Source organism: Metapseudomonas otitidis (genome assembly GCF_011397855.1).
Lineage (GTDB): Bacteria > Pseudomonadota > Gammaproteobacteria > Pseudomonadales > Pseudomonadaceae > Metapseudomonas > Metapseudomonas otitidis.
The window spans coordinates 4167526-4191679 of record NZ_AP022642.1; the positions used below are offsets into that span (position 1 = coordinate 4167526).

Sequence of the window (24154 nt, forward strand, 5' to 3'; positions counted from 1 at the left end):
ATCAGCTGATACGGGCGATCAGGTCGCGCGCTTCCTGTTGCTGGGTTTCGCTGCCTTCGGTCAGTACCTCGTCGAGGATGTCGCGAGCACCTTCGGTGTCGCCCATGTCGATGTAGGCACGTGCCAGGTCGAGCTTGGTGGAGGTTTCGTCGGTGCCCGAGAGGAAATCGAAGTCGTCGTCCCCTTCCAGGTCCGCAGCAGGTGCCGCGACTTCAGGAGCCGGAGCCGGGATGGGCGCCTCTTCGGCCGGCTGGTCGAGGCTCTCGGCGAGCTGGTCCAGTTCGGCGGTGACTTCATCCAGCTTGGCGGCGAAGCTGTCTGCCTGCGGCTCGAAGTGCGCCGGCTCTTCGGGCATGGACAGGTCGAAGTCGGAAGGCAGGTCGAAGTCACTGGTTTCGAGCTTGGCGGGCTCGGCGGCCGGCAGGTCGTCGTCCAGGCTCAGCAGGAAGTCGTCTTCCGCAGCAGCCGAGGGCTTGGCGCCTTCGTCCAGGTCCAGGCTGAAATCGGCCAGGTCGTCACCCAGAGAAAGGTTGTCCTCGGCGAGGGGCTTGCTGTCGAGTTCCAGGTCGAAGCCGAGGTCGTCGTCAGCGGTGGCGGGGCTGGAAGCCGGCAGGTCGAGGTTCAGATCGGCATCCAGATCCAGGTCGTCGAGGCTGGGCAGGGGCTCTTCGACCGGGGCACGGGCGGCGGGCGTGGCATCCAGTTCGTCGTCGAGGCTGAGGTCGAAGGCATCGTCCAGATCCTGCGGCTTCTGAGTCGGAGCAGCCGGCTCGTCCAGGGTCAGGTCGTCGAGGCTGAAGCTGTCCAGGTCGTCTGCAACCGAGGCAGCGGCAAAGCCGGCACCAGCGGCCGCCACGGCGGCCATGGCCGGGTAGCGGGACTTGAGCAGGTCCACGTCAGCCTGGGCACCACCGATTTCACGCAGCTCGCCTTCCTGGCGGGCGAAACCGTCGCGATCACCGAGTTCGGCGTAGACCTCCATCAGTTTCAGGCGCAGGTCCGCGCGATGCGGCTCGTCGTTGATGGCGTTCTGCAGCAGCTCGGCAGCCTGGTTGAAGCGGCCGTAGGCGATATAGATGTCGGCTTCGCTGAGGGCGTCGCCAGTCTGGGCGGTGACACGCTCCTCGGACGCGCCCTGGGCTGCGGCCGCTGGGGCGGCAGCCGGCTCGACGTCGAAACCGGAGAAGGCGTTGTCCTGCAGGTCGAGATCGCTGTCCGCATTGGCATCGCCATCCTGGTCGGCCAGGCTGTTCTGCAGCTCGGCTTCCTTCATGGCGTTACGACGGGAAAGGATCATCAGTACCACCAGCAGCACCAGCAGCGCGCTGCCGCCAATGATGCCCAGCAACATGGTGTTGCCCATCAGTTCGTCGAGGAAGCTCGGCTGCTCGGCCTCGACCGGGGGAACCGGCGCGGGAGTCGGGGCCGGGGTCGGCTGGGCAGCGGGCTTCTCAACGGCTTCAGCCGGCTCTGTGGCCGGCTGCTGGTTCTGGGTCTGGCTGGCCGCATCGGGTGCGGCCGGCTCCTGGTTGTAGTTGTAGTCCGGCGCGGCGCCGGCCGGCGGAGTCGCCGGGGCGCCCGCCTCGGCGGGCGCCTGGGTCTGAGGTGCAGGCGCGGGCTGCTCGGCGGCAGGTGCCGGCGGCGTGGCGGAAGCCGGTGCAGCCGGAGCGGCGGCCTCGGGCTTCTTGGACAGATCGCCCTGCATCTTGGCGAGTTGATCGTCCTTGAGTTGGATCAGGCGCTGCAGCTTGTCGAGCTGGCTCTGCAGATCCGTCATCCGGCTCTTCAGCTCTGCGTTCTCGCGGCGGGTAGTGTCCAGGCTTTCCTGGGTGACCGCCAGCTTCTCGGCCAGGGCCTTGGCGTTACCGTTGGCGGCACCCTTCTCGCTGCCGGCGGTTGCCTTGCCACTCTCGGCGGAAACCAGACGCAGGCTGTCCTTGCTCTCGGCCTTGGCCGGAGCGGCACCCGCGGAGGAGCGCTTGGTGGCATCCAGCTGGCGCTGACCAGCGGTATCGGCCACGGCACCGCCGCTGCGCCAGGCAGCATTCTGGGCGGCGACCTGGGCAATGGCCTCAGACTGGGAACGGCTGGCGATCTGCTGCTCGGTCGGCATGCGCAGGACCTGGCCGCTCTTCAGACGGTTGATGTTGCCACCCACGAAGGCGTCGGGGTTCAGGTCCTGGATGGCCAGCATGGCCTGGTGAACGCTGCCGCTGGCGCGGTTGCGCTGGGCGATGTCCCACAGGGTGTCCTTGCCGGTGGTGCGGTAATCGCCGCCACCTGCAACCTTGCTGGCACTGGCGGCCGGAGAAGCGGACGGAGCCGGAGCGACCGGTGCAGCAGCGCGCGGTGCAGCCGGGCGAGCCTGTTGGGCCGGCGCGGTGGCAGCCAGAGCAGGAGCGACGGCAGCAGTTTCAGGCGAATAGGCCGGCGGATCGAGCAGCAGGGTGTACTCGCGCAGCAGTCGGCCGTTGGGCCACAGCACCTCAACCAGGAAGTTGAGGTAGGGCTCGCGCACCGGTTTGCTGGAGGTCACGCGCACCACGCTCTTGCCGTTGGGCTTGAGCACAGGGGTGAACTTGAGATCCGTGAGGAAATACTGGCGATCAACGCCCGCCTTGCCGAACTCTTCGGCGGAAGCGAGGCTGGGAACGACTTCACTGGACGACAGATCGCGGACGTCGAGCAACTCGATCTCAGCATCCAGCGGCTGGTTCAATGCAGACTTGAGAGTGACTTCACCAAGCCCGAGGGCATGTGCCATGCCGGAAGACAGAGCCGAAGCTGCCGCAATTGCCAGTACCAGTTTGCGAACCCGAACCATAGCGTAATCCCTTGTTTTATCTTTTCTTCTCGCTCGAACGAGAGGGTAATTGATCGCCGCCACAACGCGCGCTTTGCGCTTCCCCGCCAGCGATCAACCAGATCAGTATTGTCAAGCTAGAAAAGTACTTCAAATTTTCAGGTAAGTATCTTTTACAGATAGTGTTTTATCAACAACTCGCCAGACTGTATGGCATTGAGCGCAGCGCCTTTTCGCACATTATCTGACGCAATCCACAAATTGAGTTGACGTGGATCTTCGAGGCCCTTTCTCACGCGGCCGACGTAGATCACATCCTGCCCAACAGCGTCACCTACTGCCGTGGGATAGTCCCCCAACCCGACGCACTCCAGCGCATCGGCCTCTTCCAGTGCAGCGTTGACTGCACCGAGATCCACGTCCTTGGCGGACTGGATGCAGACACTCAGGCTGTCGCCGAAGAACACCGGCGCCAGGACGCAGGTCGCCGCGACGTCCAGCCCCGGCGAATCCAGGACCTCCTTCAATTCCCGTGCCAGGCGCCGCTCAAGCTGAGCATGGCCTTCCTCGTCCACCGCGTCGGGTTGCGCGAGGATGTTGAAGGCCACCTGCCGGTCGAAGAAGCGCGGCTCCAGCGGGCGCGCATTGAGCAATTCGGCCGTCTGGCGGGCCAGTTCATTCACGCCCTCACGCCCCCGGCTGGATACCGAAAGGCAGGCCGTCACACAGATGCGCTCAGGCGTCAGGACTTCCCGCAACGGCGCGAGCACACTGGCAAGCGCAACGGTAGAAGGGCTGGGGCTGATCAGTGCGAACGGGGCCTGGAGCTTTGCCAGGGCCGAATCGTTGGCACCTGCAACCAGCGCCACGCCCTGCTCCAGCGCCCCGGACAGGTCGATCACCGAGCAACCGGCCTGCAGCGCACGGGAGGCAAAGCTGCGGGTCACGGCCTCGCCGGCGGCGAAGAAGGCCAGGCGGACACGGGCGAAATCGAATTCGGCAACATCTCGCACGCGCAGGTTCTTGCCGCGAAACGGCACGGAGGCGCCGGCAGACTCGATGCTGGCCAAGAGATGCAAGGTGGATACGGGGAACTCGCGCTCCTCAAGGAGCTGGACGAGGGTTTCGCCGACGGTGCCGGTGGCGCCGATCACGGCGATTTCAAGGGACGGGCTCATGGTCATTGCCTATGGCGAAACGGGGAGCGGCACTTTAACCGTCACCCCGTATGCAGGCAATCGGACCGATTGGCGCGGGCGAGCCCCGCCCGCGCCAGGCTCGATCAACGCTCCAGCAGGATGCGCAGCATGCGGCGCAGCGGCTCGGCGGCACCCCAGAGCAGTTGGTCACCCACGGTGAAGGCGCCCAGGTACTGCGAACCCATGTTCAGCTTGCGCAGGCGGCCAACCGGAACCGACAGGGTGCCGGTCACGGCCGTCGGGGTCAGCTCACGCATGCTGATCTCACGATGGTTCGGCACCAGCTTGACCCAGGGATTGTGCTGGCTGATCAGCCCTTCGATATCAGCGATCGGCACGTCCTTGTTCAGCTTGATGGTCAGCGCCTGGCTGTGGCAGCGCATGGAGCCGATGCGCACGCAGATGCCGTCCACCGGGATCGGGCTCTTGAAGCGGCCGAGGATCTTGTTGGTCTCGGCCTGGCCTTTCCATTCCTCGCGGCTCTGGCCGTTGGGCAGTTCCTTGTCGATCCAGGGGATCAGACTGCCGGCCAGCGGTACGCCGAAGTTCTCGGTGGGGAAGGCTTCGCCGCGCATGGTCTCGGCGACCTTGCGGTCGATGTCGAGGATGGCGCTGGCGGGGTTGGCCAGGTCATCGGCGACGGCCGCGTGGGTGGCGCCCATCTGCTTGATCAGCTCACGCATGTTCTGCGCGCCGGCGCCCGAGGCCGCCTGGTAGGTCATGGCGCTCATCCACTCCACCAGGCCGGCTTCGAACAAGCCGCCCAGGGCCATCAGCATCAGGCTGACGGTGCAGTTGCCACCGATGTAGTTCTTGGTGCCGGCATCCAGGGAATGATCGATGACCTTGCGGTTGACCGGATCGAGGACGATGACCGCGTCATCCTGCATGCGCAGGCTGGAGGCGGCGTCGATCCAGTAGCCGTTCCAACCCGCTTCACGCAGCTTGGGGAAGACCTCGTTGGTGTAGTCGCCACCCTGGCAGGTCAGGATCACGTCGAGGGTCTTCAGCTCTTCGATGCTGTAGGCATCCTTCAGCGGGGCAATGTCCTTGCCGACCGCCGGGCCCTGCCCACCGACGTTGGAAGTGGTGAAGAACACCGGCTCGATCAGGTCGAAGTCCCGCTCCTCAAGCATCCGCTGCATGAGCACCGAACCCACCATGCCGCGCCAACCGATCAGACCTACACGCTTCATGACAACTGCACCTTTCAGGAAAAAAGTGGGCCGCTGCCACGCAGCGGGCCCGACAGATTACAGATTACGCAGGGCCTCGACCACTGCATCGCCCATGGCCTGGGTACCGACCTTGGTCGTGCCCGGGGAGTAGATGTCACCGGTGCGCAGGCCCTGGTCCAGCACGCGGCTCACGGCCTGTTCGATGGCATCGGCAGCGGCGCCCTGGTTGAAGCTGTAGCGCAGCATCATCGACACCGAGAGGATGGTCGCCAACGGGTTGGCGATGCCCTGGCCGGCGATGTCCGGTGCGGAGCCGTGGCAGGGCTCGTACATGCCCTTGTTGTTGGCATCCAGGGAGGCGGACGGCAGCATGCCGATGGAGCCGGTGAGCATGGAGGCCTCATCGGAAAGGATGTCGCCGAACATGTTGTCGGTGACCATCACGTCGAACTGCTTCGGCGCACGCACCAGTTGCATGGCGGCGTTGTCGACGTACATGTGGCTGAGCTCGACGTCCGGATAGTCCTTGGCCACCTCCTCCACCACCTCGCGCCACAGCTGGCTGGAGGCGAGGACGTTGGCCTTGTCCACCGAGCACAGCTTCTTGCCGCGCACGCGGGCCATGTCGAAGCCGACGCGGGCGATGCGGCGGATCTCGCTCTCGCTGTACGGCAGGGTGTCGTAGGCCTGGCGCTCGCCATTCTCCAGTACGCGCTGCTCGCGGGGCTGGCCGAAATAGATGCCGCCGGTCAGCTCGCGGACGATGAGGATGTCCAGCCCGGCGACCACTTCCGGTTTGAGGCTGGACGCTTCAGCCAGTTGCGGATAAAGGATGGCCGGGCGCAGGTTGGCGAACAGGCCCAGTTGCGAGCGGATCTTCAGCAGGCCGCGCTCCGGGCGGATGTCACGCTCGATCTTGTCCCACTTCGGGCCGCCCACGGCGCCCAGCAGCACGGCATCGGCCTCGCGGGCGCGCTCCAGGGTCTCGTCGGCCAGGGGCACACCGTGCTTGTCGATGGCAGCGCCACCGATCACGTCGTGCACCAGCTCGAAGCCCAGTTGGTACTTGTCGTTGGCCACCTCGAGCACCTTGACCGCCTCGGCCATGATCTCCGGACCGATGCCGTCACCGGGGAGAACCAGAATCTGCTTGCTCATGCTTTCCTCGTCATTCATCTGTCGGCGCCTCGGCGCCGGGGTGTTCAGTGTTCAGCGCTCGGCCCAGAGCACCAGCACATCGGTGCTGAAGGAGCCGTCCGCTGCAATCTCGAAATACTCGCGCACCTCGTCGCCCACCGAGCGCTGCAATGCCAGGATGGCCTCGCGGAATACGTCCGGCGTGCGCATGCGCTCGATCCAGGTGGCGAACTCCAGGCGCAGGCGCTGCCGCTTGGAGGCGGTCAGTACCAGCCCGGCCTCGCCGACCAGCCGTGCCCATTCGGAGGGCGAATAATCGCGCACATGGCTGGTGTCGCGCAGCACTTCCACCGTCTGCAGGTGGGTATCCAGCAACGGCAGGCCGGGCGCGACCACATCGATGAAGCACGCCGCGCCGCCCGGACGCAGGACCCGACGCACCTCGCGCAGGGCCTGGCCGACATCCCGCCAGTGGTGGGCGGAATAGCGGCTGAAGACATAGTCGAAGGCCTGGTCATCGAACGGCAGGCGCTCGGCAGCGCCCTGCTGGGTGCGGATGTTGTCCAGCCCCCGCTCGGCGGCCGTGCGGGCGACCACGTCCAGCATCTGGGCGGACAGGTCGTAGGCCACCACCTCGTCGCAGAACTCGGCGACCTGGAAGCTCACATGACCGGCACCGCAGCCCAGGTCGAGTACCCGGGCCCCGGCGTCAGCCGCGACCGTCTCGCGCAGCAGGACGAACTCCTCGCCCTGGGCGTGAACGGCACTGTTCAGATAGGCGGTGGCCTGGCTGCCGAACTGGCGCTGGACCACATCCTCGTGCTGGCTGGTGGTCATGGTGAGCCTCCTCTGGCTGATCAGCCCTGGAACAACCAGGGCTGGCGCTGGCGATAGCCGGCTTCGAAAGTGCGAATGGCATCGGCGTCCTGCAGCGTCAGGCCGATGTCGTCGAGGCCGTTCAGCAGGCAATGCTTGCGGAAGGCGTCCACCTCGAAGGCATAGGACTTGCCATCCGGACGGGTCACGGTCTGGGCCGCCAGGTCGACGGTCAGCTGGTAGCCCTCGGTGGCCTCGCACTGCTCGAACAGCTCATCCATCTCTTCATCTTTCAGCACGATCGGCAGCAGGCCGTTCTTGAAGCTGTTGTTGAAGAAGATGTCGGCGAAGCTCGGCGCGATGACCGCGCGGAAGCCGTACTCATCCAGCGCCCAGGGGGCGTGCTCGCGGGAGGAGCCGCAGCCGAAGTTCTCGCGGGCCAGCAGCACGCTGGCGCCCTGGTAGCGCGGGAAGTTGAGCACGAAGTCCTTGTTCACCGGGCGCTTGGAGTTGTCCTGGTTGGGCTGGCCCACGTCCAGGTAGCGCCACTCGTCGAACAGGTTGGGGCCGAAGCCGGTGCGCTTGATCGACTTGAGGAATTGCTTGGGAATGATCTGGTCGGTGTCGACGTTGGCGCGATCGAGCGGGCAGACCAGGCCGGTGTGTTGGGTAAAGGCTTTCATGACTCTGCTCCTCAGGCCTGCATCAATTCACGAACGTCGATGAAGTGGCCGGTCACCGCAGCGGCGGCGGCCATGGCCGGGCTCACCAGGTGGGTACGGCCGCCCGCGCCCTGGCGCCCTTCGAAGTTACGGTTGGAGGTGGAGGCGCAATGCTCGCCACTTTCCAGCCGGTCCGGGTTCATCGCCAGGCACATGGAGCAGCCCGGCTCACGCCATTCGAAGCCAGCCTCGATGAAGATCTTGTCCAGCCCTTCCTGCTCGGCCTGGGCCTTGACCAGACCGGAGCCCGGCACCACCAGCGCCTGCTTGACGGTGGCGGCGACCTTGCGGCCCTTGGCGACGGCAGCGGCAGCGCGCAGGTCCTCGATCCGCGAGTTGGTGCAGGAACCGATGAACACGCGATCCAGGCGGATGTCGGTGATCGCCTGGTTGGCGTTCAGGCCCATGTACTTGAGCGCGCGGACGATGGAATCGCGCTTGACCGGGTCGGCTTCGACGGCCGGGTCCGGCACGTTCTGGTCGACGGCCAGGACCATCTCCGGCGAGGTGCCCCAGCTCACCTGGGGCTTGATGTCCTCGGCACGCAGCTCGACCACGGTGTCGAAGTGGGCGTCGGTATCGGACACCAGGTCCTTCCAGGCGGCCACGGCCTTGTCCCAGTCAGCACCCTTCGGCGCAAAGGGGCGACCTTCGACGTAGGCAACGGTCTTCTCGTCCACCGCCACCATGCCGACGCGGGCACCGGCTTCGATGGCCATGTTGCAGAGGGTCATGCGGCCTTCCATGGACAGGTCACGGATCGCGCTGCCGGCGAACTCCAGCGCATGGCCGTTGCCACCGGCGGTGCCGATCTTGCCGATCACGGCGAGGACGATGTCCTTGGCCGTCACGCCGAAGGGCAGCTGGCCCTCCACGCGGACCTGCATGTTCTTCATCTTCTTGGCCACCAGGCACTGGGTGGCGAGCACATGCTCCACCTCGGAGGTGCCGATGCCGTGGGCCAGGGCACCGAACGCACCGTGGGTGGAGGTGTGGGAGTCGCCGCAGACCACGGTCATGCCCGGCAGGGTGGCGCCCTGCTCCGGCCCGACCACGTGGACGATGCCCTGGCGCACGTCGTTCATCTTGAATTCGAGGATGCCGAAGTCATCGCAGTTCTCGTCCAGGGTCTTGACCTGGATGCGCGACACCTCGTCGGCGATGGCCTCGAGGCCACCCTTGCGCTCGGCGGTGGTGGTGGGGACGTTGTGGTCCGGGGTGGCGATGTTGGCATCGATGCGCCACGGCTTGCGACCGGCCAGGCGCAGGCCTTCGAAGGCCTGGGGCGAGGTCACCTCGTGGAGGATGTGACGGTCGATGTAGATGAGCGACGAACCATCGTCGCGGCGCTTCACCTCATGCATTTCCCAGAGCTTGTCGTAGAGCGTCTTGCCAGCCATCGGACTTTCCTCATCGGCGTGTTTCTATGCGGGGGCTCTGCAAAGGCCCCTTGGCTCGTGTGGGGATGCTAGGGGCTTGCATTGAATAACTCAAATTCATATTTTTTATCCGAATGATTCCTCACAGGAATCCATGACCCGGCAGCCGACAGGCACCGGAACACGCCCGCGATGCATCCGCCATCGCCGCCAGGAGCCGATACCGATGGACCTCGCCAGCCTCAACGCCTTTATCGCCATCGCCGAGACCGGCAGCTTCTCCGAAGCCGGCGAACGCCTGCACCTCACCCAGCCGGCGGTGAGCAAGCGCATCGCCTCGCTGGAGCAGCAGCTGAACGTCCGCCTGTTCGACCGCTTGGGACGCGAGGTGGGGCTGACGGAAGCCGGGCGCGCCCTCCTCCCCCGCGCCTACCAGATCCTCAACGTGCTGGACGACACCCGCCGCGCGCTGAGCAACCTGTCCGGCGACATCAGTGGTCGGCTCACCCTGGCCACCAGCCACCACATCGGCCTGCATCGGCTGCCGCCGCTGCTACGCGCCTTCACCCGCGCCTACCCGCAGGTGGCGCTGGACATCCAGTTCCTCGACTCCGAGGTGGCCTACGAGGAGATCCTCCACGGCCGTGCCGAGCTGGCGGTCATCACCCTGGCTCCGGAGACCGCCGACCCGGTCCAGGCCGTGCCGGTGTGGGACGACGCCCTCGACTTCGTAGCCGCCCCCGAACACCCGCTGGCCCGCGACAAGACCATCTTCCTCGCCGACGTTGCCAAGCACCCGGCGGTGTTCCCCGGCGGCAACACCTTCACCCACCACATCGTCCGCCGCCTGTTCGAGGCAGAAGGCCTGACGCCGAACATCGCCATGAGCACCAACTACCTGGAGACCATCAAGATGATGGTGTCCATCGGCCTGGCCTGGAGCGTGCTGCCGCGCACCATGCTCGACGAGCAGGTGGTGCGCCTGCCGCTGCAGGACATCCAGCTGAGCCGCCAGCTCGGCTACATCTTCCATACCGACCGCACCCTCTCCAACGCCGCCCGGGCCTTCATGGTCCTGCTGGATGGGCAACGCGACCCGCTTGCCTGATCCGGGGGGCTGGGGCTAACGTGAACGCCATAACGATAAGAAAAGGCCTTCCCATGCCTGCCTCGGTTCCAGGCCTCAACCGCGCCAATTCGTACCCTCCTGACAGACCCAGGCGCCATGACCCAATCTTCCGATAGCCCCCCGCTGCCCTTCATTCCAGCCCTGGACCCGGTCGAGTTCGAACAGAGCTGGCAGGACGCCCCGCGACTGATCGCCGCGCTCAACGGCGCACGGCTGGGGGCATGGGACTGGGACCTGGCCAGCGGCCGGGTCAACTGGTCACGGGGGGCCCAGGCATTGTTCGGCTTCGATCCGCGGGTACCGCTGGCGCAGCGGGTCGACTACATGGAGCTGATCCCGGAGGACGACCGCGAACGGATCATCGGGCTGTTCAGGCTGGTGCTGGAGAACCGCCCCATCTCCCACGCCTACCGGCACCGCATCCGCTGGCCGGACGGCAGCCTGCACTGGCTGGAGATCAGCGGCAGCCTGCAGCAGGACGACGATGGCCGTCGCCACGTCATCGGCGTGATCCGCGACGTCACCGCCCAGCAGGAGCGCGACGAGGCCCTGGCCAGCTCGCAACGGCGTTTCTCCACCCTGTTCCAGCTCAGCCCGGACGTGGTGATGCTGGTACGCGTGAAGGACGGCCGCATCACCGAGGCCAACCAGCACTTCGAAACGCTGTTCGGCTGGCCCTCCTGCGAGGTGATCGGGCGCAACGCACTGGAGTTGGACCTCTGGGTCGACACCCGCCAGCGCGAGCACCTCTATCGCATCGGCCCCGGCTCCAGCGAGCCCGTGGTGCAGGAAGTGCAGATGCGCACCCGTGACGGCCGCCTGCTGGATGGCGTGCTGTCCACCCAGTACGTGGAGCTGGACGGCGAGGCCTTCTTCATCAGCACCTTCCTCGACACCACCGAGCGTCGGCAGGCCGAAGCCGCCCTGCGCACCAGCGAGGAAAAGTTCGCCAAGGCCTTTCACAGCTCGCCGGATGCCATCGTCATCACCGAGCGCGAGAGCGGGCTGTTCATCGAGGCCAACCCCAGCTTCGCCCGGCAGTTCGGCTGGACCAACGCCGAGACCATCGGCCACACCTCCACCGAGCTGGGCCTGTGGATCGACCCCGCGCAGCGCCGGCAGATGCTCCTCGGCCAGGACGACAACGGCCGGCTGATGGGCGTGGAAGTGGAACTCCGCCACCGCGACGGCACCACCAGCACCAACCTGATCTACGGCGACCAGATCCAGTTGCAGGGGCGCGACTGCCTGGTCCTCACCGTGCGCGACATCACCGCCGTACGCGCCCAGGAGCGTGCCCTGCGTGACAGCCAGGAACGCCTGGCGCTGGCGCTGGAGTCAGCCGACCTGGGCACCTGGGACTGGCACATCCCCAGCGGGCGGCTGTATGGCTCGGCACGCGCCTCGGCCCTCCACGGGCTGGCACCGGAACCCTTCGACGGGGACTTCCACCTGTTCTTCGCCAGCGTTCCCGCCGAGGACCGCCGGACGATGCGCAAGGCCTACCAGGAGCTGCAGGACGGCCAGCAGACGCGCTACCAACTGATCTACCGCTCGCGCTTCGCCAATGGCGAGGTGCATTACCTGGAGAGCACCGCCAAGCTCTACCGCGATGCCAACGGCGCACCGCTGCGCATGGCGGGCACGCTCATGGACATCACCGAGCGCGTGCGCCGCGAGCAGCGCCTGACTGCCTCGGAGGAAAAGTTCTCCACCCTGTTCCAGGCCAGCCCGGACCCGATCTGCGTCACCCGCCTGCGTGACGGCGCCTTCATCGAGATCAACCCCAGCTTCACCGACGTGTTCGGCTGGAAACCGGAAGAGATCGTCGGCCGTTGCGCCCCCGAGATCCGCTTCTGGGCCAACCTGGAACAGCGCGAGCAACTCTCCGCCCAACTGATGCGGGACAAGGGCCTGGACAACGTCGAGGTGCACTACCTGAAGCGCTCCGGCGAGCCGATCACCTGCGTGGTCTCCAGCCGCTTCATCCGCGTCGAACGGCAGCTGTGCATCACCACCACCTTCCGCGACGTGACCGAGCGCAAGCAGGCGGAAGCCGCGCTCAAGGCCAGCCAGGAGAAGTTCGCCAAGGCGTTCCACAGCTCGCCGGACGCCATCACCATCACCGAGCTGGAAAGCGGCCGCTACATCGAGGTCAACGAAGGCTTCTGCCGCCTCACCGGCTACAGCGCCGAGGAGGTGATCGGCCGTACCGCCGGCGAGATGCAGATCTGGTCAGACCCGGCCGAGCGCCGACGGCTGCTGGAAGTGCTGGACCGCGACGGCCGCGCGCTGCACCTGGAAATGGTCGGCCGCCACCGCGACGGGCACACCAAGACGGTGGAAGTGTCGGTGGAGCGCATCGAGCTGGACGGCAAGGCCTGCCTGCTGCTCACCGCGCGGGACATCAGCGCCCTGAAGGACGCTCAAGAGCAGATCCACCACCTGGCCTACCACGACCCGCTGACCAACCTGCCCAACCGCGCCCTGCTGATGGACCGCCTCACCCAGCAAATCGCCCTGCTCAAGCGGCACGACCTGCGCGGCGCCCTGCTCTTCCTCGACCTGGACCACTTCAAGCACATCAACGATTCCCTCGGCCACCCGGTGGGCGATGCCGTGCTGAAGATGGTCACTGCACGCCTCGAAGCCAGCGTGCGCCTGGAGGACACCGTAGCCCGCCTGGGCGGTGATGAGTTCGTGGTGCTGCTCAGTGGCCTGGAGGGCAAGCGCTCGGAAGTGACCCGCCAGGTCCGCCAGATCGCCGACAAGCTGCGCAAGCTGCTGGCCGAGCCGATGCTGCTGGACGGCCACCACCTGCAGGTGACACCGAGCATCGGCATTGCGCTGATCCCGGACCACGGCCAGACCCCGGCCGACCTGCTCAAGCGCGCCGACATCGCGCTGTACCGGGCCAAGGATTCGGGGCGCAACGCCATCCAGCTGTTCCGCTCCACCATGCAGGAAGCGGCCAGCGAGCGACTGCGTCTGGAGAACGACCTGCGCCTGGCGCTCGCTCGCAGCGAGTTCGAGTTGCACTACCAGCCCCAGGTGGACGCCCGCAGTAACCGCATCGTCGGCGCCGAAGCGCTGCTGCGCTGGGTACACCCGACCCTGGGCCCGCAGTCACCGGGCCAGTTCATCCAGGTGCTGGAGGAGAGCGGGCAGATCCTCGAAGTCGGCAGCTGGGTGCTGGAGGAAGCCTGTCGCAACTGCGCCACGCTGATCGCCGATGGCCTGATCGACCCGAGCGACTTCAGCCTGTGCGTCAACATCAGCCCGAGGCAGTTCCGCCAGAACGATTTCGTCGAGCGCATCGAGAAGAGCCTGAGCAACAGCCACCTGCCCCGCCGCCTCCTCAAGCTGGAAGTGACCGAGGGCATCGTGATCCAGAACATCGACGACACCATCGGCAAGATGCGCCGGTTGAAGAAGCTCGGCGTGAGCTTCGCCATGGACGATTTCGGCACGGGGTACTCGTCCCTCACCTACCTCAAGCGCCTGCCGGTGGACGTGCTGAAGATCGACCAGTCCTTCGTCCGCGACGCCACCAACGACCCCAATGACGCCGAGATCATCCGCGCCATCGTTGCCATGGCGCGCAGCCTCGGCCTGGGCATGGTGGCCGAAGGCGTGGAACAGCCCGAGCAGCTGGAGTTCCTCGAGCAGCAGGGCTGCCACCTCTATCAGGGCTACCTGTTCAGCCGCCCCCTGCCCTTCTCCGCCTTCCGCACGCTGCTCAAACCGGCGACGGCCGCCAACGCCTGATTCCCGGGCAAGAAAAAGGGCGCCACTCGGGCGCCCTTGTTTCACATGGCCAGGAGTCGATCAGTGCTCCAGCATGGCCGGCCCGCCATTGCCACCGATGGGAATGCGCTTGGGCTTGGCCTCTTCCGGCACGACACGCACCAGGTCGATGTTGAGCAGGCCGTTCTGCAGCGACGCACCCTTCACCTCGATGTGGTCGGCCAGGCGGAACGACAGCTTGAAGGCGCGCTGGGCGATGCCCTGGTGCAGGTAGGTCACGCTGCTCTCGGGGCCCTTGTCGCGCTTGCCACCGCTGACGGTCAGCACGCCACGCTCGACCTGCAGTTCGAGGTCGTCTTCCTGGAAGCCGGCGGCCGCGACCACGATGCGGTACTGGTCATCGCCATGCTTCTCGACGTTGTAGGGCGGGTAGCTGCTGCCCCCTTCGTTGCGCAGGGCCGACTCGAACAGGTCGTTGAAGCGGTCGAAACCCACGGAATGGCGGAACAGGGGGGCCAGGGAAAATGCAGTGCTCATAGTGTTCTCCTGAATAGATCAGCAAGGGTTCTACGGGTGCGGGACCCGACTTCGGCATCCCGCAGTACCCTAGATAGGGACAGGCCGAAACTTTTCAAGGGGGCAAATCATGCGCAAGGTCATGCTCGTCACAGGAGCCAGTCGTGGCATCGGTGCTGCCACGGCAAGTCTCGCCGCGCAACGCGGCTACGCCGTGGGCATCAACTACCGGGAGCGGCGCGAAGAGGCCGAAGCGCTGGTCAATGCCATACGCGCAGGGGGCGGCGAAGCGTTGGCTATACAGGCCGACGTGGGCGTCGAAGAACAGGTCGAGCAGATGTTCCAGCGCCTGGACGAGGCGTTCGGCCGGCTGGACGTGCTGGTGAACAACGCCGGCATGCTGGAGCGGCAGATGCGCCTGGAAGACATGGACGCAGCCCGCTTCGAGCGCGTCCTGCGGGCCAACGTGATAGGCAGCTTCCTGTGTGCGAAGCAGGCCATCCGCCGCCTGTCGACCCGGCACGGCGGCACCGGTGGCGCCATCGTCAACCTGTCCTCGGTGGCAGCCCGTATCGGCGCTCCCGATGAATACATCGACTATGCCACCGCCAAGGGTGCCATCGATTCCATGACCCTGGGCATGGCGAAGGAGCTGGCCGGCGAGGGCATCCGGGTCAACGCGGTTCGCCCGGGGGTGATCCACACCGACATCCATGCCAGCGGCGGCGAGCCCGACCGGATCGAACGGGTGCGCCACAGCGTGCCGATGAAGCGCGGGGGCGAAGCGGAGGAGATTGCAGCGGCCATCCTGTGGCTGGCCAGCGACGAGGCGTCCTACACCACCGGCGCCATTCTGGACGTTTCGGGCGGCCGCTGAACCGCAAGCAGATCGCAGCCCAGCAGGCTGTCGATGCGCAGGCAGTCATGCTCCCGGCGGATCTCGGCGAACAGCGCCACCGCCTCGGGGTAGGTCCGGGTGAGCATGCCCACCCATTGCTTGAGGCGACCGGGGGCGTAGCGCGGCGCGAGCTTGTGCCGGGCCTGGCGCCAGAAGTCCTGCAGCAGCGGGAAGAACGCTTCCCAGCTCATCTCTTCCGGCTCGCGACCATCGCGCACGGCTGCGATCTGCCGGGCCAGCGAGGGCCGCGAAACCAGGCCGCGGCCGAGCATGATGTCCTCCACCCCGCTCACCTCCCGGCAACGTCGCCAGTCGTCCAGGGTCCACACCTCGCCGTTGGCGAACACCGGCACGCGCACCACGTCCTGCACCCGCGCGACCCACTCCCAGTGGGCAGGCGGCTTGTAACCCTCCACCTTGGTACGGGCGTGGACCACGATCTGCTGGGCACCGCCGTCGGCCAGCGCGCGGGCACAGTCGAGGGCGACCTCGGGGCTGTCGTAACCCAGGCGCATCTTCGCCGTCACCGGAATGGCTGCCGGTACCGCGCGCCGCACCTCGGAAACGATGGCATGCAGCAGCTCGGGCTCCTTGAGCAGTACGGCACCACCCCGGGACTTGTTCACCGTCTTGGCCGGGCAACCGAAGTTCAGGTCGATGACCGGCGCTCCGAGCTCGCAGGCAAAGGCAGCGTTCTCGCCCAGGCACACCGGGTCCGAGCCGAGGAACTGCACCCGCATGGGCGTGCCTGCTCGGGTGCGTGCACCGTCGGCCAGCTCAGGCGCCAGCTTCTGGTATGTGGTGGCGGGCAACAAGCGGTCGCACACGCGGATGAACTCGGTGACGCACCAGTCGATGCCGCCCACACGGGTGAGGACGTCACGCAGGATTTCGTCGACCAGGCCTTCCATGGGTGCCAAGGCGATTTGCATAGGAGCTGAAGGGGTGTGTTGAGGGGCGCGTAGTGTAATGGGCGGCCCCGAGGGTTAGAACCCTTGAATGGGCGGGAGCCGAAGCCGCTCGTCCGTGGTCCAAACCGCAGGACCAGAACCGCGAGCCGCCTTATGAAAGCATCCTGCCTAGCCCTCGCCTGCTGCATGACCGCTGCAGCCACCAGCTTTGCGGACGCGCTGCAGCCTGCGCCAGACGCTCTGGCCGAACTGGAAGTACGCCGGGACGAAAACGCCGCCAACGCCTGCGACATCAACCTCTACCTGCGGGATGAGGCCGTGGCGCAGCTCGCGCCGGGACAGGCGGTGGTACTGGAGGTACCGGCAGGCGAGCAGGTGCTGGCCTTGCGGCAAACGCCTTCGGGCTACTGCAGCGCCGGCCCGGTTGGGCGGCCGCAATCAATCCTCCTGCAACCGGGGGAGCACCGCAGCCTGCGCATCATGCAAAGCCCGACGGAGCTGTACCTGGCGCCCGCCCTGGAATGAGTTCAATCGGCCGGCAGCAGCGCCCGGCCGTAACCCTCTACGAACTCGACGGGCATGCGCTTGGGCCGACCGGTCGACAGTTCGATGCAGACGAAGGTGGTGCGCGCACGCAGGAGCGTCGCGCCATCTTCGGGGCGGATCAGCTGGAAGCAGCGGTCCATCTTCAGGCGCTGGTCCGATTCGACGATCCAGGTGCCCATCTGCAGTGCCTGCCCTTCATAGGCAGCGGCCAGGTAGTCGATCTCGTGGCGCACCACTGCCATGGCGCGGTCGAGGCGACGGTATTCGGCCAGGTCCAGGCCCAGGCTCTGGGAGTGGCGCCAGGCACAGCGCTCCAGCCAGCTGACGTAGACGGCGTTGTTGGCATGGCCGAGGCCGTCGATGTCATCGGCCGCCACAACCAGGTCGATCACGAATGGAAGGGGTCGGTCCCAGTTCATCAGCCGTGCTCCGCCTTGTGCACCAGCTCCCGGGCCTCTCGCGCCAGCTGGGTGATCTGGTCCCAGGCGCGAGCGCGGATCAGGCTCGACGGCGCGATCCAGGTGCCGCCCACGCACGCGACGTTGGGCAGTTGCAGGAAGCTCAGCAGGTTGTCCGGCGTGACGCCGCCGGTGGGGCAGAAACGGATGCCGGTGAAGGGCCCCTTCAGGCTCTTGAGCATCTTCACGCTGGCATTGCCGTTGGCGGGGAACAGCTTCAGCGAGCGGTAGCCGTATTCCAGCGCCAGCAGCACCTCGGAGGGTGTCATGACACCGGGCAGGTAAGGCAGGCCGGAGTCCTCGGCGGCGGCGGCCAGGCGCTCGGTGCAGCCCGGGCTCACGGCAAAATGCGCACCCGCATCGCGAACCTCGAGGAACTGCTCGGTGTGGATCAGCGTGCCCGCCCCCACCAGCAGGTCCGGGAACTCCTTGCGGATCGCCGCGACCGCGTCCAGCGCACGCGGCGTACGCAAGGTCACCTCCAGCACCTCGACCCCACCGGCACTCAGCGCGCCGGCCAGGTCCAGCGCCAGGGCGGTGTCTTCGATCACCAGCACCGGCAAGACGGGGCGCGCCCTGCGCAACACCACATCCATCGTCAGACTCATTTGCCTCTATCCCCTCAATGCAGATGCCACGGCCCACCGGGCCGGCCATTCCAGATGTCGACCGACACCAGGCCGACGTGTTCCTTGGAAGCGGACAGCACTCAGCCGGTCACGGCGCCGCCAATGGGCTGCCATCTTCCTGCACGAGCAGGCCGCCGCCAAGGGCCAGCCGGCCAAAGGCACGAGGGAAGGGAGGAATTTTTTCAGGCCCAAAAACAAAAGGGCCACTCCATGACGGAATGACCCTTGAAACCCCGCAGAGCGGGAAAAGTGGCGTCCCCTAGGGGACTCGAACCCCTGTTACCGCCGTGAAAGGGCGGTGTCCTAGGCCACTAGACGAAGGGGACAGTAACCTTCGAAAAGCAAGGCCAGCTAAGCGCTGGCCTTGAATTTGATGCTGGACGCATCGGATTTGGTGGAGCTAGACGGGATCGAACCGTCGACCTCTTGCATGCCATGCAAGCGCTCTCCCAGCTGAGCTATAGCCCCGAAAACCGCTTCGGTGCGCGATTTGCCTGGCGGCAATCGCTGCTGGAAAGTGGCGTCCCCTAGGGGACTCGAACCCCTGTTACCGCCGTGAAAGGGCGGTGTCCTAGGCCACTAGACGAAGGGGACTTAACCTTCGCGAACATGAAGCGTGCGCTTCACATTCCGGTAAATTGGTGGAGCTAGACGGGATCGAACCGTCGACCTCTTGCATGCCATGCAAGCGCTCTCCCAGCTGAGCTATAGCCCCAAAGTACCGCTGGATCACTTCGCTACGTTCAGTTCGTCGCGAAGACGGGGCGCATATTAAGGGCGACCCTGGAGGTCGTCAACAAGTTTTTTCATCGAAATCGAAAATTTTTCGTCGACAGAACAAACACTTACCCGCCTCTGCCATTGCCGCCCGGTAAAACCGAAGCCACCACCCTGCCCGCACATACGAAAAGGCCCGCATCAGGCGGGCCTCTTCGGTACTTGATCACTCAGCCTGGAATGGCGTCGCGAATCTTCTCCCACTCCTTGGTTTCCTTCTTAGACGTGCCCCCAAGCAGCTCGAGCGCCTGGCGCAGACGGAAACGGGTGAGGTCGGCACCGAGGATCTCCATGGCATCCAGCACCGAGACCGAGCTGGATTGCCCGGTGATGGCCGGGAACATCAGCGGCATGACATCGCGCAGCTTCAGCCCGAGGTGTTCAGCCACGGCCTGGATGCAAGCGGTGATGCGATCCTTCTCCCACTGGCGCAGCGATTCCAGCTTCCACAGCACCAGTTGCAGCACCTGACGCACCTGGTCGGGCGCGAGCTTCTTGTGCTCGAACAGCGATGCATCCAGAGGCAGCGCACCGGCGAAGAAGAAGCCGGCCAGCGGGGCGATCTGACTGAAGGTCTCGACCCGCCCCTGTACATGGGGAGCGATCTTCATCAGGTAGTCGGGATTCAGCGCCCACTTCTGCACCTCAGCCGCGAAGCGCTCCACCGGAAGCTCGCGAATCCACTGGCCATTGAGCCAGGAGAGCTTCTCCAGATCGAAGATCGGGCCACCGAGGGAGACGCGCGACAGGTCGAAGTGCTCGATCATCTCCGCCAGGGAGAACTTCTCGCGCTCGTCCGGCATCGACCAGCCCATGCGGCCGAGGTAGTTGAGCATCGCCTCGGGCAGGTAGCCCATGCGCTCATAGAAGGTGATGGAGGTCGGGTTCTTGCGCTTGGAGAGCTTGCTCTTGTCCGGGTTGCGCAGCAGCGGCATGTAGCAGAGCGTGGGCTGCTCCCAGCCGAAATACTCGTAGAGCTTGATCAGCTTGGGCGCCGACGGCAGCCACTCCTCGCCACGGAGCACGTGGGTGATGCCCATCAGGTGGTCATCGACCACGTTGGCCAGGAAGTAGGTGGGCAGGCCATCGGTCTTCATCAGCACCTGCATGTCCATGCGGTCCCACGGGATCTCGACGTCGCCACGGAGCATGTCCGGAACCACGCAGACGCCCTCGGTGGGCATCTTCATGCGGATCACATGGGGCTCGCCCGCAGCGATGCGCTTGGCCGACTCCTCGCGGGGGAGGTGCATGCAGTGGCCGTCGTAGCGCGGGGTTTCCTTGCGCTCGGTCTGCTCGGCACGCAGCTTGTCCAGGCGCTCGGCGGTGCAGAAGCAGGGGAAGGCATGGTCCTTGTCCACCAGCTCCTGAGCGTACTTCTTGTAGATCTCGCCGCGCTCGCTCTGGCGGTAAGGGCCGTGCGGGCCGCCCACATCCGGGCCCTCGTCCCACTCGATGCCCAGCCAGCGCAGGGCGTCGAAGATCTGCTGCTCGGACTCGCGGGTGGAGCGCAACTGGTCCGTGTCCTCGATGCGCAGGATGAACTGGCCACCGTGCTGACGGGCGAAGCAGAGATTGAAGAGGGCGATGTAGGCGGTACCGACGTGCGGGTCACCGGTGGGCGACGGCGCGATGCGGGTGCGGACAGTGGTCATGGAAGGTCCTGATACAGAGGAACGGTCAAGGGCGCGATGTTAGCAGGCGCGAGCCGGCGGGCTCCAGCCACGCGGCCTCCTCCTCCATGGCCAACCGGGCCATGAGGAAATCCAGGAAGGCCTTGACCTTCATCGCCTGGAATCGCCGCGAGGGGTAGACGGCGTAGATCTCGCCACTGGGCAGTGGAATCCCGGGCAACAGCTCGACCAGTTCTCCACGGCGCACCGCCTGCTCGGTGATCATCAGCGGCAGCGAGGCAATGCCCGCGCCTCCCAGCACCGCCTCGCGGGCGAAGGTGATGTTGTTGCAGTGCAGCACCCGCTGGCAGGGCACGGACGTATCCAGCAGCGGCCAGTAACGCTGGGAGTCGATGGGCAGGAGCACGGCGCGGTGCTGGGCCAGGTCTTCGGCCGTACGCGGCACGCCATGGGCCGCCAGGTAGGCCGGGCTGGCGCATAGGCGTCGTCCGGCCTCGAACAGCTTGCGGGCGATCAGGCTCGAGTCCTGCGGCTGGCCCACCAGGATGGCGATGTCCACCCCCTCCTCCAGCGGATCCACTTCCCGGGAGGTGAGCTCCACCTGGGCGGTGATCTGCGGGTACTGGCTCATGAATTGCCCGAGCACCCGGCCGAGGAACATCTGGCCGAACTCGATGGGGGCCGTGATACGCAACAATCCGGACGGTGCCTGCTGCAGTTGCATCACTGCCTGCTCGGCCTCGGCGAAGTCGAGCATGATCTGGCGGCACCGGTCGTAGTAGGCCTGCCCCACTTCCGTGAGCCGCAGCTTGCGGGTAGTACGGTTGAGCAGGCGCACCCCAAGCCGCTCCTCCAGCAGTGCGATGCGCCGGCTCACCGTGGACTTCTGCATGCCCAGGCTGTGTGCCGCCTGGGTAAAACTGTGCAACTCCACGACGCGGGTGAAGATCAGCGCATCATCCAGCCCCATTATTGTTCCCCATAAGCAACAAAGTTTACGAAGTGTACTGGCTACTTGCCTGACTGGAACAGTGCTAGATTCCCGCGTCTTTGATCACAGATTCGAGCCTGCCCATGCCTACCCCGTTGAAACGCCGCCTGTTCATCTTCCTGACGCTATTGGTGCTGGTGGTCGGTGGTTTCTTCGCACATTGGCTGCTGATCGGTCGCTTCCTGGAGAGCACGGACAATGCCTATGTCCAGGGCGAAATCACCCGGGTCTCGAGTCAGTTGGGCGCGCGTATAGAAGAAGTACTGGTGGGGGACAACCAGGCCGTCAAGAAAGGGGACCTGCTGGTGCGCCTGGAGTCGGCAGACTTCCGCGTCGCCCTTGAGCGTGCCCAGGCCACCCTGGCGACCCGCGAGGCCGAACTGGCCCAGGCCCAGAGCAAACTCACCCAACAGTCCAGCCTCATCGCGGCCAGCGAGGCGGATGTCTCCGCGAGCCAGGCCACCCTGGGCCGCACCCAGATCGACCTGTCCCGCGCCCAGACCCTGCGCAAGCCCGGCTACGTGTCGGAAGAGCGCGTCACCACACTCTCGGCCGACTCCCGCGTCGCCCGCTCGCAACTGGCCAAGGCCGAAGCCGACCTCAAGGCCCAGCGCGTGCAGACCGACGCCCTGCGCGCCGACATCAAGCGCCTCGAGGCACAGATCGCCACCGCCCGGGCGGACATCGCCCAGGCCGAACTGAACCTGGCACGCACCGAGATCCGCGCCCCCATCGACGGCTTCGTCGGCCAGCGCGCGGCACGCAACGGCCAGTACGTGCAGGTGGGTGCCCACCTGATGTCCCTGGTACCGGACCAGGACATCTGGGTGCAGGCCAACTTCAAGGAAACCCAGATCGAACACATGCAGCCGGGCCAGAAGGTGGAACTGGTGTTCGACAGCTTCCCCAGCACGCCGATCGAAGGCCGCGTGGACAGCCTGTTCGCCGCCTCCGGCGCGCAGTTCAGCCTGCTGCCGCCGGACAATGCCACCGGCAACTTCACCAAGGTGGTGCAGCGCATCCCGGTGAAGATCACCTTCGACCGCGAAAGCCCCCTGAAAGGCCGCATCCGCCCCGGCATGTCGGTGCTGGTGAAGGTCTCCATCCAGCGGGATGAATGACCGTGGCCGCTGACGCGCTGCTGCGCCCCACCGGCGAGCCCAGCCGACGAGACTGGATCGCCGTGATGAGCGCCATGCTCGGCGCCTTCATGGCGGTGCTGGACATCCAGATCACCAACTCATCGCTCAAGGACATACAGGGCGCACTGTCGGCCACGCTGGAAGAGGGCTCGTGGATCTCCACGTCCTACCTGGTGGCCGAGATCATCATGATTCCCCTCACCGCCTGGCTGGTGCAGCTGCTTTCGGCACGCCGGCTGGCCGTGTGGGTTTCCCTGGGCTTCCTCGCCTCCTCGCTGCTCTGCTCCCTGGCCTGGAACCTGGAGAGCATGATCGTCTTCCGTGCCATGCAGGGCTTCACCGGCGGGGCACTGATCCCCCTGGCCTTCACCCTCACACTGATCAAGCTGCCGGAGCACCACCGCGCCAAGGGCATGGCGCTGTTCGCCATCACCGCCACCTTCGCGCCTTCCATCGGCCCGACGCTGGGGGGCTGGCTCACCGAAAACTTCGGCTGGGAATACATCTTCTACATCAACGTGCCCCCGGGCCTGCTGATGATCGCCGGCCTGATGTACGGCCTGGAGAAGAAGGCGCCCCACTGGGAACTGCTCAAGCGCACGGACTACGCCGGCATCGTCACCCTCGGCATGGGGCTGGGCTGCCTGCAGGTATTCCTCGAAGAGGGGCATCGCAAGGACTGGCTGGAATCGAACCTGATCGTCGGCCTGGGCAGCATCGCCCTGGTGAGCCTGGTGCTGTTCGTCATCCTGCAGCTCTCGCGCCCCAACCCGCTGATCAACCTGGGCATCCTGGCCAACCGCAACTTCGGGCTCAGCAGCATCTCCAGCCTGGGCCTGGGCGTGGGGCTCTATGGATCCATTTATGTGCTGCCGCTCTACCTGGCGCAGATCCAGGGCTACAACGCCCTGCAGATCGGCGAGGTGATCATGTGGATGGGCGTACCCCAGCTGTTCCTGATCCCGCTGGTGCCCAAGCTGATGAAGATCATTTCGCCAAAGCTGCTGTGCGCCATCGGCTTTGGGTTGTTCGGCGCAGCCAGCTTCGCCTCGGGCGTTCTCAATCCGGACTTTGCCGGCCCGCAGTTCAACCATATCCAGATCATTCGTGCCCTGGGCCAGCCCCTGGTCATGGTGACCATTTCGCTGATCGCCACCGCCTACATCCTGCCCCAGGATGCCGGCTCGGCTTCCAGCCTGTTCAACATCCTGCGCAACCTGGGCGGCGCCATCGGCATCGCCCTACTGGCCACGCTGCTGGACAGCCGCGCCAAGGTCTACTTCGACTACCTGCGTGAATCCCTGGTGCCCAGCAATCCCCAGGTCGCAGAGCGCCTCGCCCTGCTTTCGGAGAAGCTCGGCAGCGATCAGGCGGCGCTGGGCAAGCTGAGCGAGATCGCCCACCAGCAGGCGGCAATCATGGCGTACAACGACGCCTTCCATTTCATCGGCATCGCCCTCGGGGTCAGCATGATTGCCGTGCTGCTGACCCGCAGCCTGCCGGCCGGTGGCAGCGGGGCCGGCGCTGCGGCCCACTGACCCC

19 protein-coding genes and 4 tRNA genes are annotated in these 24154 nt (G+C 65.8%); 6 read left to right on the forward strand and 17 right to left on the reverse strand.

Annotated elements, in window-relative coordinates; all coding sequences use genetic code 11:
- Position 1 precedes the first annotated feature (1 nt).
- The 7 genes from PotMrB4_RS19145 to leuC form a co-directional block, all read right to left on the reverse strand.
- The gene (locus tag PotMrB4_RS19145) at positions 2-2824 is read right to left on the reverse strand and encodes a FimV/HubP family polar landmark protein (RefSeq protein ID WP_172434216.1); all 2823 of its coding nucleotides are present in this window, start codon (positions 2822-2824) and stop codon (positions 2-4) included.
- A gap of 152 nt (positions 2825-2976) precedes the next feature.
- Complete coding sequence (locus tag PotMrB4_RS19150) at positions 2977-3981, reverse strand: aspartate-semialdehyde dehydrogenase (RefSeq protein WP_172434217.1); 1005 nt, start codon at positions 3979-3981, stop codon at positions 2977-2979.
- A gap of 104 nt (positions 3982-4085) precedes the next feature.
- Positions 4086-5198, reverse strand: coding sequence for an aspartate-semialdehyde dehydrogenase (gene asd / locus PotMrB4_RS19155; protein WP_044408660.1), 1113 nt, complete (start codon positions 5196-5198; stop codon positions 4086-4088).
- Positions 5199-5255: 57 nt separating this feature from the next.
- The gene (leuB, locus tag PotMrB4_RS19160) at positions 5256-6338 is read right to left on the reverse strand and encodes a 3-isopropylmalate dehydrogenase (protein WP_172434218.1); all 1083 of its coding nucleotides are present in this window, start codon (positions 6336-6338) and stop codon (positions 5256-5258) included.
- A 51-nt stretch (positions 6339-6389) separates the two neighbouring features.
- Positions 6390-7154, reverse strand: coding sequence for a class I SAM-dependent methyltransferase (locus PotMrB4_RS19165; protein ID WP_172434219.1), 765 nt, complete (start codon positions 7152-7154; stop codon positions 6390-6392).
- Between the two features lie 20 nt (positions 7155-7174).
- Complete coding sequence (gene leuD / locus PotMrB4_RS19170; RefSeq protein WP_044408667.1) at positions 7175-7816, reverse strand: 3-isopropylmalate dehydratase small subunit; 642 nt, start codon at positions 7814-7816, stop codon at positions 7175-7177.
- 11 nt (positions 7817-7827) lie between these two features.
- Complete coding sequence (gene leuC / locus PotMrB4_RS19175; RefSeq protein WP_172434220.1) at positions 7828-9255, reverse strand: 3-isopropylmalate dehydratase large subunit; 1428 nt, start codon at positions 9253-9255, stop codon at positions 7828-7830.
- Between the two features lie 205 nt (positions 9256-9460).
- Between leuC and PotMrB4_RS19180 the strand changes: the two genes are divergently transcribed.
- Positions 9461-10342 (forward strand): LysR family transcriptional regulator, encoded by an 882-nt coding sequence (locus tag PotMrB4_RS19180; RefSeq protein ID WP_044408673.1) that lies wholly within the window; start codon positions 9461-9463, stop codon positions 10340-10342.
- A gap of 117 nt (positions 10343-10459) precedes the next feature.
- The gene (locus PotMrB4_RS19185; protein ID WP_172434221.1) at positions 10460-14131 is read left to right on the forward strand and encodes a PAS domain S-box protein; all 3672 of its coding nucleotides are present in this window, start codon (positions 10460-10462) and stop codon (positions 14129-14131) included.
- Between the two features lie 60 nt (positions 14132-14191).
- Here PotMrB4_RS19185 and PotMrB4_RS19190 read toward each other — a convergent pair whose 3' ends face one another.
- Complete coding sequence (locus tag PotMrB4_RS19190) at positions 14192-14647, reverse strand: Hsp20 family protein (protein WP_044408679.1); 456 nt, start codon at positions 14645-14647, stop codon at positions 14192-14194.
- Positions 14648-14756: 109 nt separating this feature from the next.
- Here PotMrB4_RS19190 and PotMrB4_RS19195 point away from each other — a divergent pair, with 109 nt between their 5' ends.
- Entirely contained in the window at positions 14757-15503 is a 747-nt protein-coding gene (locus PotMrB4_RS19195; protein ID WP_172434222.1) for an SDR family oxidoreductase, read from the forward strand.
- Here the strand turns inward: PotMrB4_RS19195 and PotMrB4_RS19200 are convergent.
- The gene (locus tag PotMrB4_RS19200) at positions 15461-16456 is read right to left on the reverse strand and encodes a tRNA dihydrouridine synthase (RefSeq protein WP_172434223.1); all 996 of its coding nucleotides are present in this window, start codon (positions 16454-16456) and stop codon (positions 15461-15463) included. The two genes, PotMrB4_RS19195 and PotMrB4_RS19200, sit on opposite strands and share 43 nt — an antisense overlap.
- Positions 16457-16588: 132 nt before the next feature.
- Between PotMrB4_RS19200 and PotMrB4_RS19205 the strand changes: the two genes are divergently transcribed.
- Positions 16589-16960: a hypothetical protein gene (locus tag PotMrB4_RS19205; RefSeq protein WP_172434224.1), complete on the forward strand. Its 372-nt coding sequence runs from the start codon at positions 16589-16591 to the stop codon at positions 16958-16960.
- Between the two features lie 2 nt (positions 16961-16962).
- On the opposite strand, the gene PotMrB4_RS19210 is transcribed toward PotMrB4_RS19205, so the two are convergent.
- The 8 genes from PotMrB4_RS19210 to PotMrB4_RS19245 all read right to left on the reverse strand — a co-directional run bounded on the left by PotMrB4_RS19210 (position 16963) and on the right by PotMrB4_RS19245 (position 21449).
- On the reverse strand, positions 16963-17400 hold the full coding sequence (locus tag PotMrB4_RS19210; protein WP_172434225.1) for an acyl-CoA thioesterase: 438 nt from the start codon (positions 17398-17400) through the stop codon (positions 16963-16965).
- Positions 17400-18047: a bifunctional 4-hydroxy-2-oxoglutarate aldolase/2-dehydro-3-deoxy-phosphogluconate aldolase gene (locus PotMrB4_RS19215; protein WP_044408691.1), complete on the reverse strand. Its 648-nt coding sequence runs from the start codon at positions 18045-18047 to the stop codon at positions 17400-17402. The genes PotMrB4_RS19210 and PotMrB4_RS19215 overlap by 1 nt, the downstream gene beginning before the upstream one ends.
- Before the next feature lie 271 nt (positions 18048-18318).
- Positions 18319-18394: transfer RNA gene (locus PotMrB4_RS19220), tRNA-Glu, on the reverse strand.
- Between the two features lie 66 nt (positions 18395-18460).
- Positions 18461-18536 (reverse strand) — tRNA-Ala (locus tag PotMrB4_RS19225).
- A 50-nt stretch (positions 18537-18586) separates the two neighbouring features.
- Positions 18587-18662 (reverse strand) — tRNA-Glu (locus PotMrB4_RS19230).
- 45 nt (positions 18663-18707) lie between these two features.
- Positions 18708-18783, reverse strand: a tRNA-Ala gene (locus tag PotMrB4_RS19235).
- Between the two features lie 232 nt (positions 18784-19015).
- On the reverse strand, positions 19016-20500 hold the full coding sequence (gene gltX, locus PotMrB4_RS19240; RefSeq protein WP_142016156.1) for a glutamate--tRNA ligase: 1485 nt from the start codon (positions 20498-20500) through the stop codon (positions 19016-19018).
- Between the two features lie 25 nt (positions 20501-20525).
- Positions 20526-21449 carry a LysR family transcriptional regulator gene (locus tag PotMrB4_RS19245; protein WP_044408697.1) on the reverse strand — a complete coding sequence of 308 codons (924 nt, stop codon included), beginning with the start codon at positions 21447-21449 and terminating at the stop codon, positions 20526-20528.
- Positions 21450-21553: 104 nt separating this feature from the next.
- Here PotMrB4_RS19245 and PotMrB4_RS19250 point away from each other — a divergent pair, with 104 nt between their 5' ends.
- Together PotMrB4_RS19250 and PotMrB4_RS19255 are read left to right on the forward strand one after the other, a co-directional pair.
- Positions 21554-22591, forward strand: a complete 1038-nt coding sequence (locus PotMrB4_RS19250) for an HlyD family secretion protein (protein ID WP_172434226.1) — start codon at positions 21554-21556, stop codon at positions 22589-22591.
- Between the two features lie 2 nt (positions 22592-22593).
- Entirely contained in the window at positions 22594-24150 is a 1557-nt protein-coding gene (locus PotMrB4_RS19255; RefSeq protein WP_074968519.1) for an MDR family MFS transporter, read from the forward strand.
- Positions 24151-24154: the final 4 nt, after the last annotated feature.

Coding starts and splice junctions, on each gene's coding strand:
- PotMrB4_RS19145 (WP_172434216.1), bottom strand. CDS start 2,824: ATGGTTCGGGTTCGCAAACTGGTACTGGCAATTGCGGCAGCTTCGGCT.
- PotMrB4_RS19150 (WP_172434217.1), bottom strand. CDS start 3,981: ATGAGCCCGTCCCTTGAAATCGCCGTGATCGGCGCCACCGGCACCGTC.
- asd (WP_044408660.1), bottom strand. CDS start 5,198: ATGAAGCGTGTAGGTCTGATCGGTTGGCGCGGCATGGTGGGTTCGGTG.
- leuB (WP_172434218.1), bottom strand. CDS start 6,338: ATGAGCAAGCAGATTCTGGTTCTCCCCGGTGACGGCATCGGTCCGGAG.
- PotMrB4_RS19165 (WP_172434219.1), bottom strand. CDS start 7,154: ATGACCACCAGCCAGCACGAGGATGTGGTCCAGCGCCAGTTCGGCAGC.
- leuD (WP_044408667.1), bottom strand. CDS start 7,816: ATGAAAGCCTTTACCCAACACACCGGCCTGGTCTGCCCGCTCGATCGC.
- leuC (WP_172434220.1), bottom strand. CDS start 9,255: ATGGCTGGCAAGACGCTCTACGACAAGCTCTGGGAAATGCATGAGGTG.
- PotMrB4_RS19180 (WP_044408673.1), top strand. CDS start 9,461: ATGGACCTCGCCAGCCTCAACGCCTTTATCGCCATCGCCGAGACCGGC.
- PotMrB4_RS19185 (WP_172434221.1), top strand. CDS start 10,460: ATGACCCAATCTTCCGATAGCCCCCCGCTGCCCTTCATTCCAGCCCTG.
- PotMrB4_RS19190 (WP_044408679.1), bottom strand. CDS start 14,647: ATGAGCACTGCATTTTCCCTGGCCCCCCTGTTCCGCCATTCCGTGGGT.
- PotMrB4_RS19195 (WP_172434222.1), top strand. CDS start 14,757: ATGCGCAAGGTCATGCTCGTCACAGGAGCCAGTCGTGGCATCGGTGCT.
- PotMrB4_RS19200 (WP_172434223.1), bottom strand. CDS start 16,456: ATGCAAATCGCCTTGGCACCCATGGAAGGCCTGGTCGACGAAATCCTG.
- PotMrB4_RS19205 (WP_172434224.1), top strand. CDS start 16,589: ATGAAAGCATCCTGCCTAGCCCTCGCCTGCTGCATGACCGCTGCAGCC.
- PotMrB4_RS19210 (WP_172434225.1), bottom strand. CDS start 17,400: ATGAACTGGGACCGACCCCTTCCATTCGTGATCGACCTGGTTGTGGCG.
- PotMrB4_RS19215 (WP_044408691.1), bottom strand. CDS start 18,047: ATGAGTCTGACGATGGATGTGGTGTTGCGCAGGGCGCGCCCCGTCTTG.
- gltX (WP_142016156.1), bottom strand. CDS start 20,500: ATGACCACTGTCCGCACCCGCATCGCGCCGTCGCCCACCGGTGACCCG.
- PotMrB4_RS19245 (WP_044408697.1), bottom strand. CDS start 21,449: ATGGGGCTGGATGATGCGCTGATCTTCACCCGCGTCGTGGAGTTGCAC.
- PotMrB4_RS19250 (WP_172434226.1), top strand. CDS start 21,554: ATGCCTACCCCGTTGAAACGCCGCCTGTTCATCTTCCTGACGCTATTG.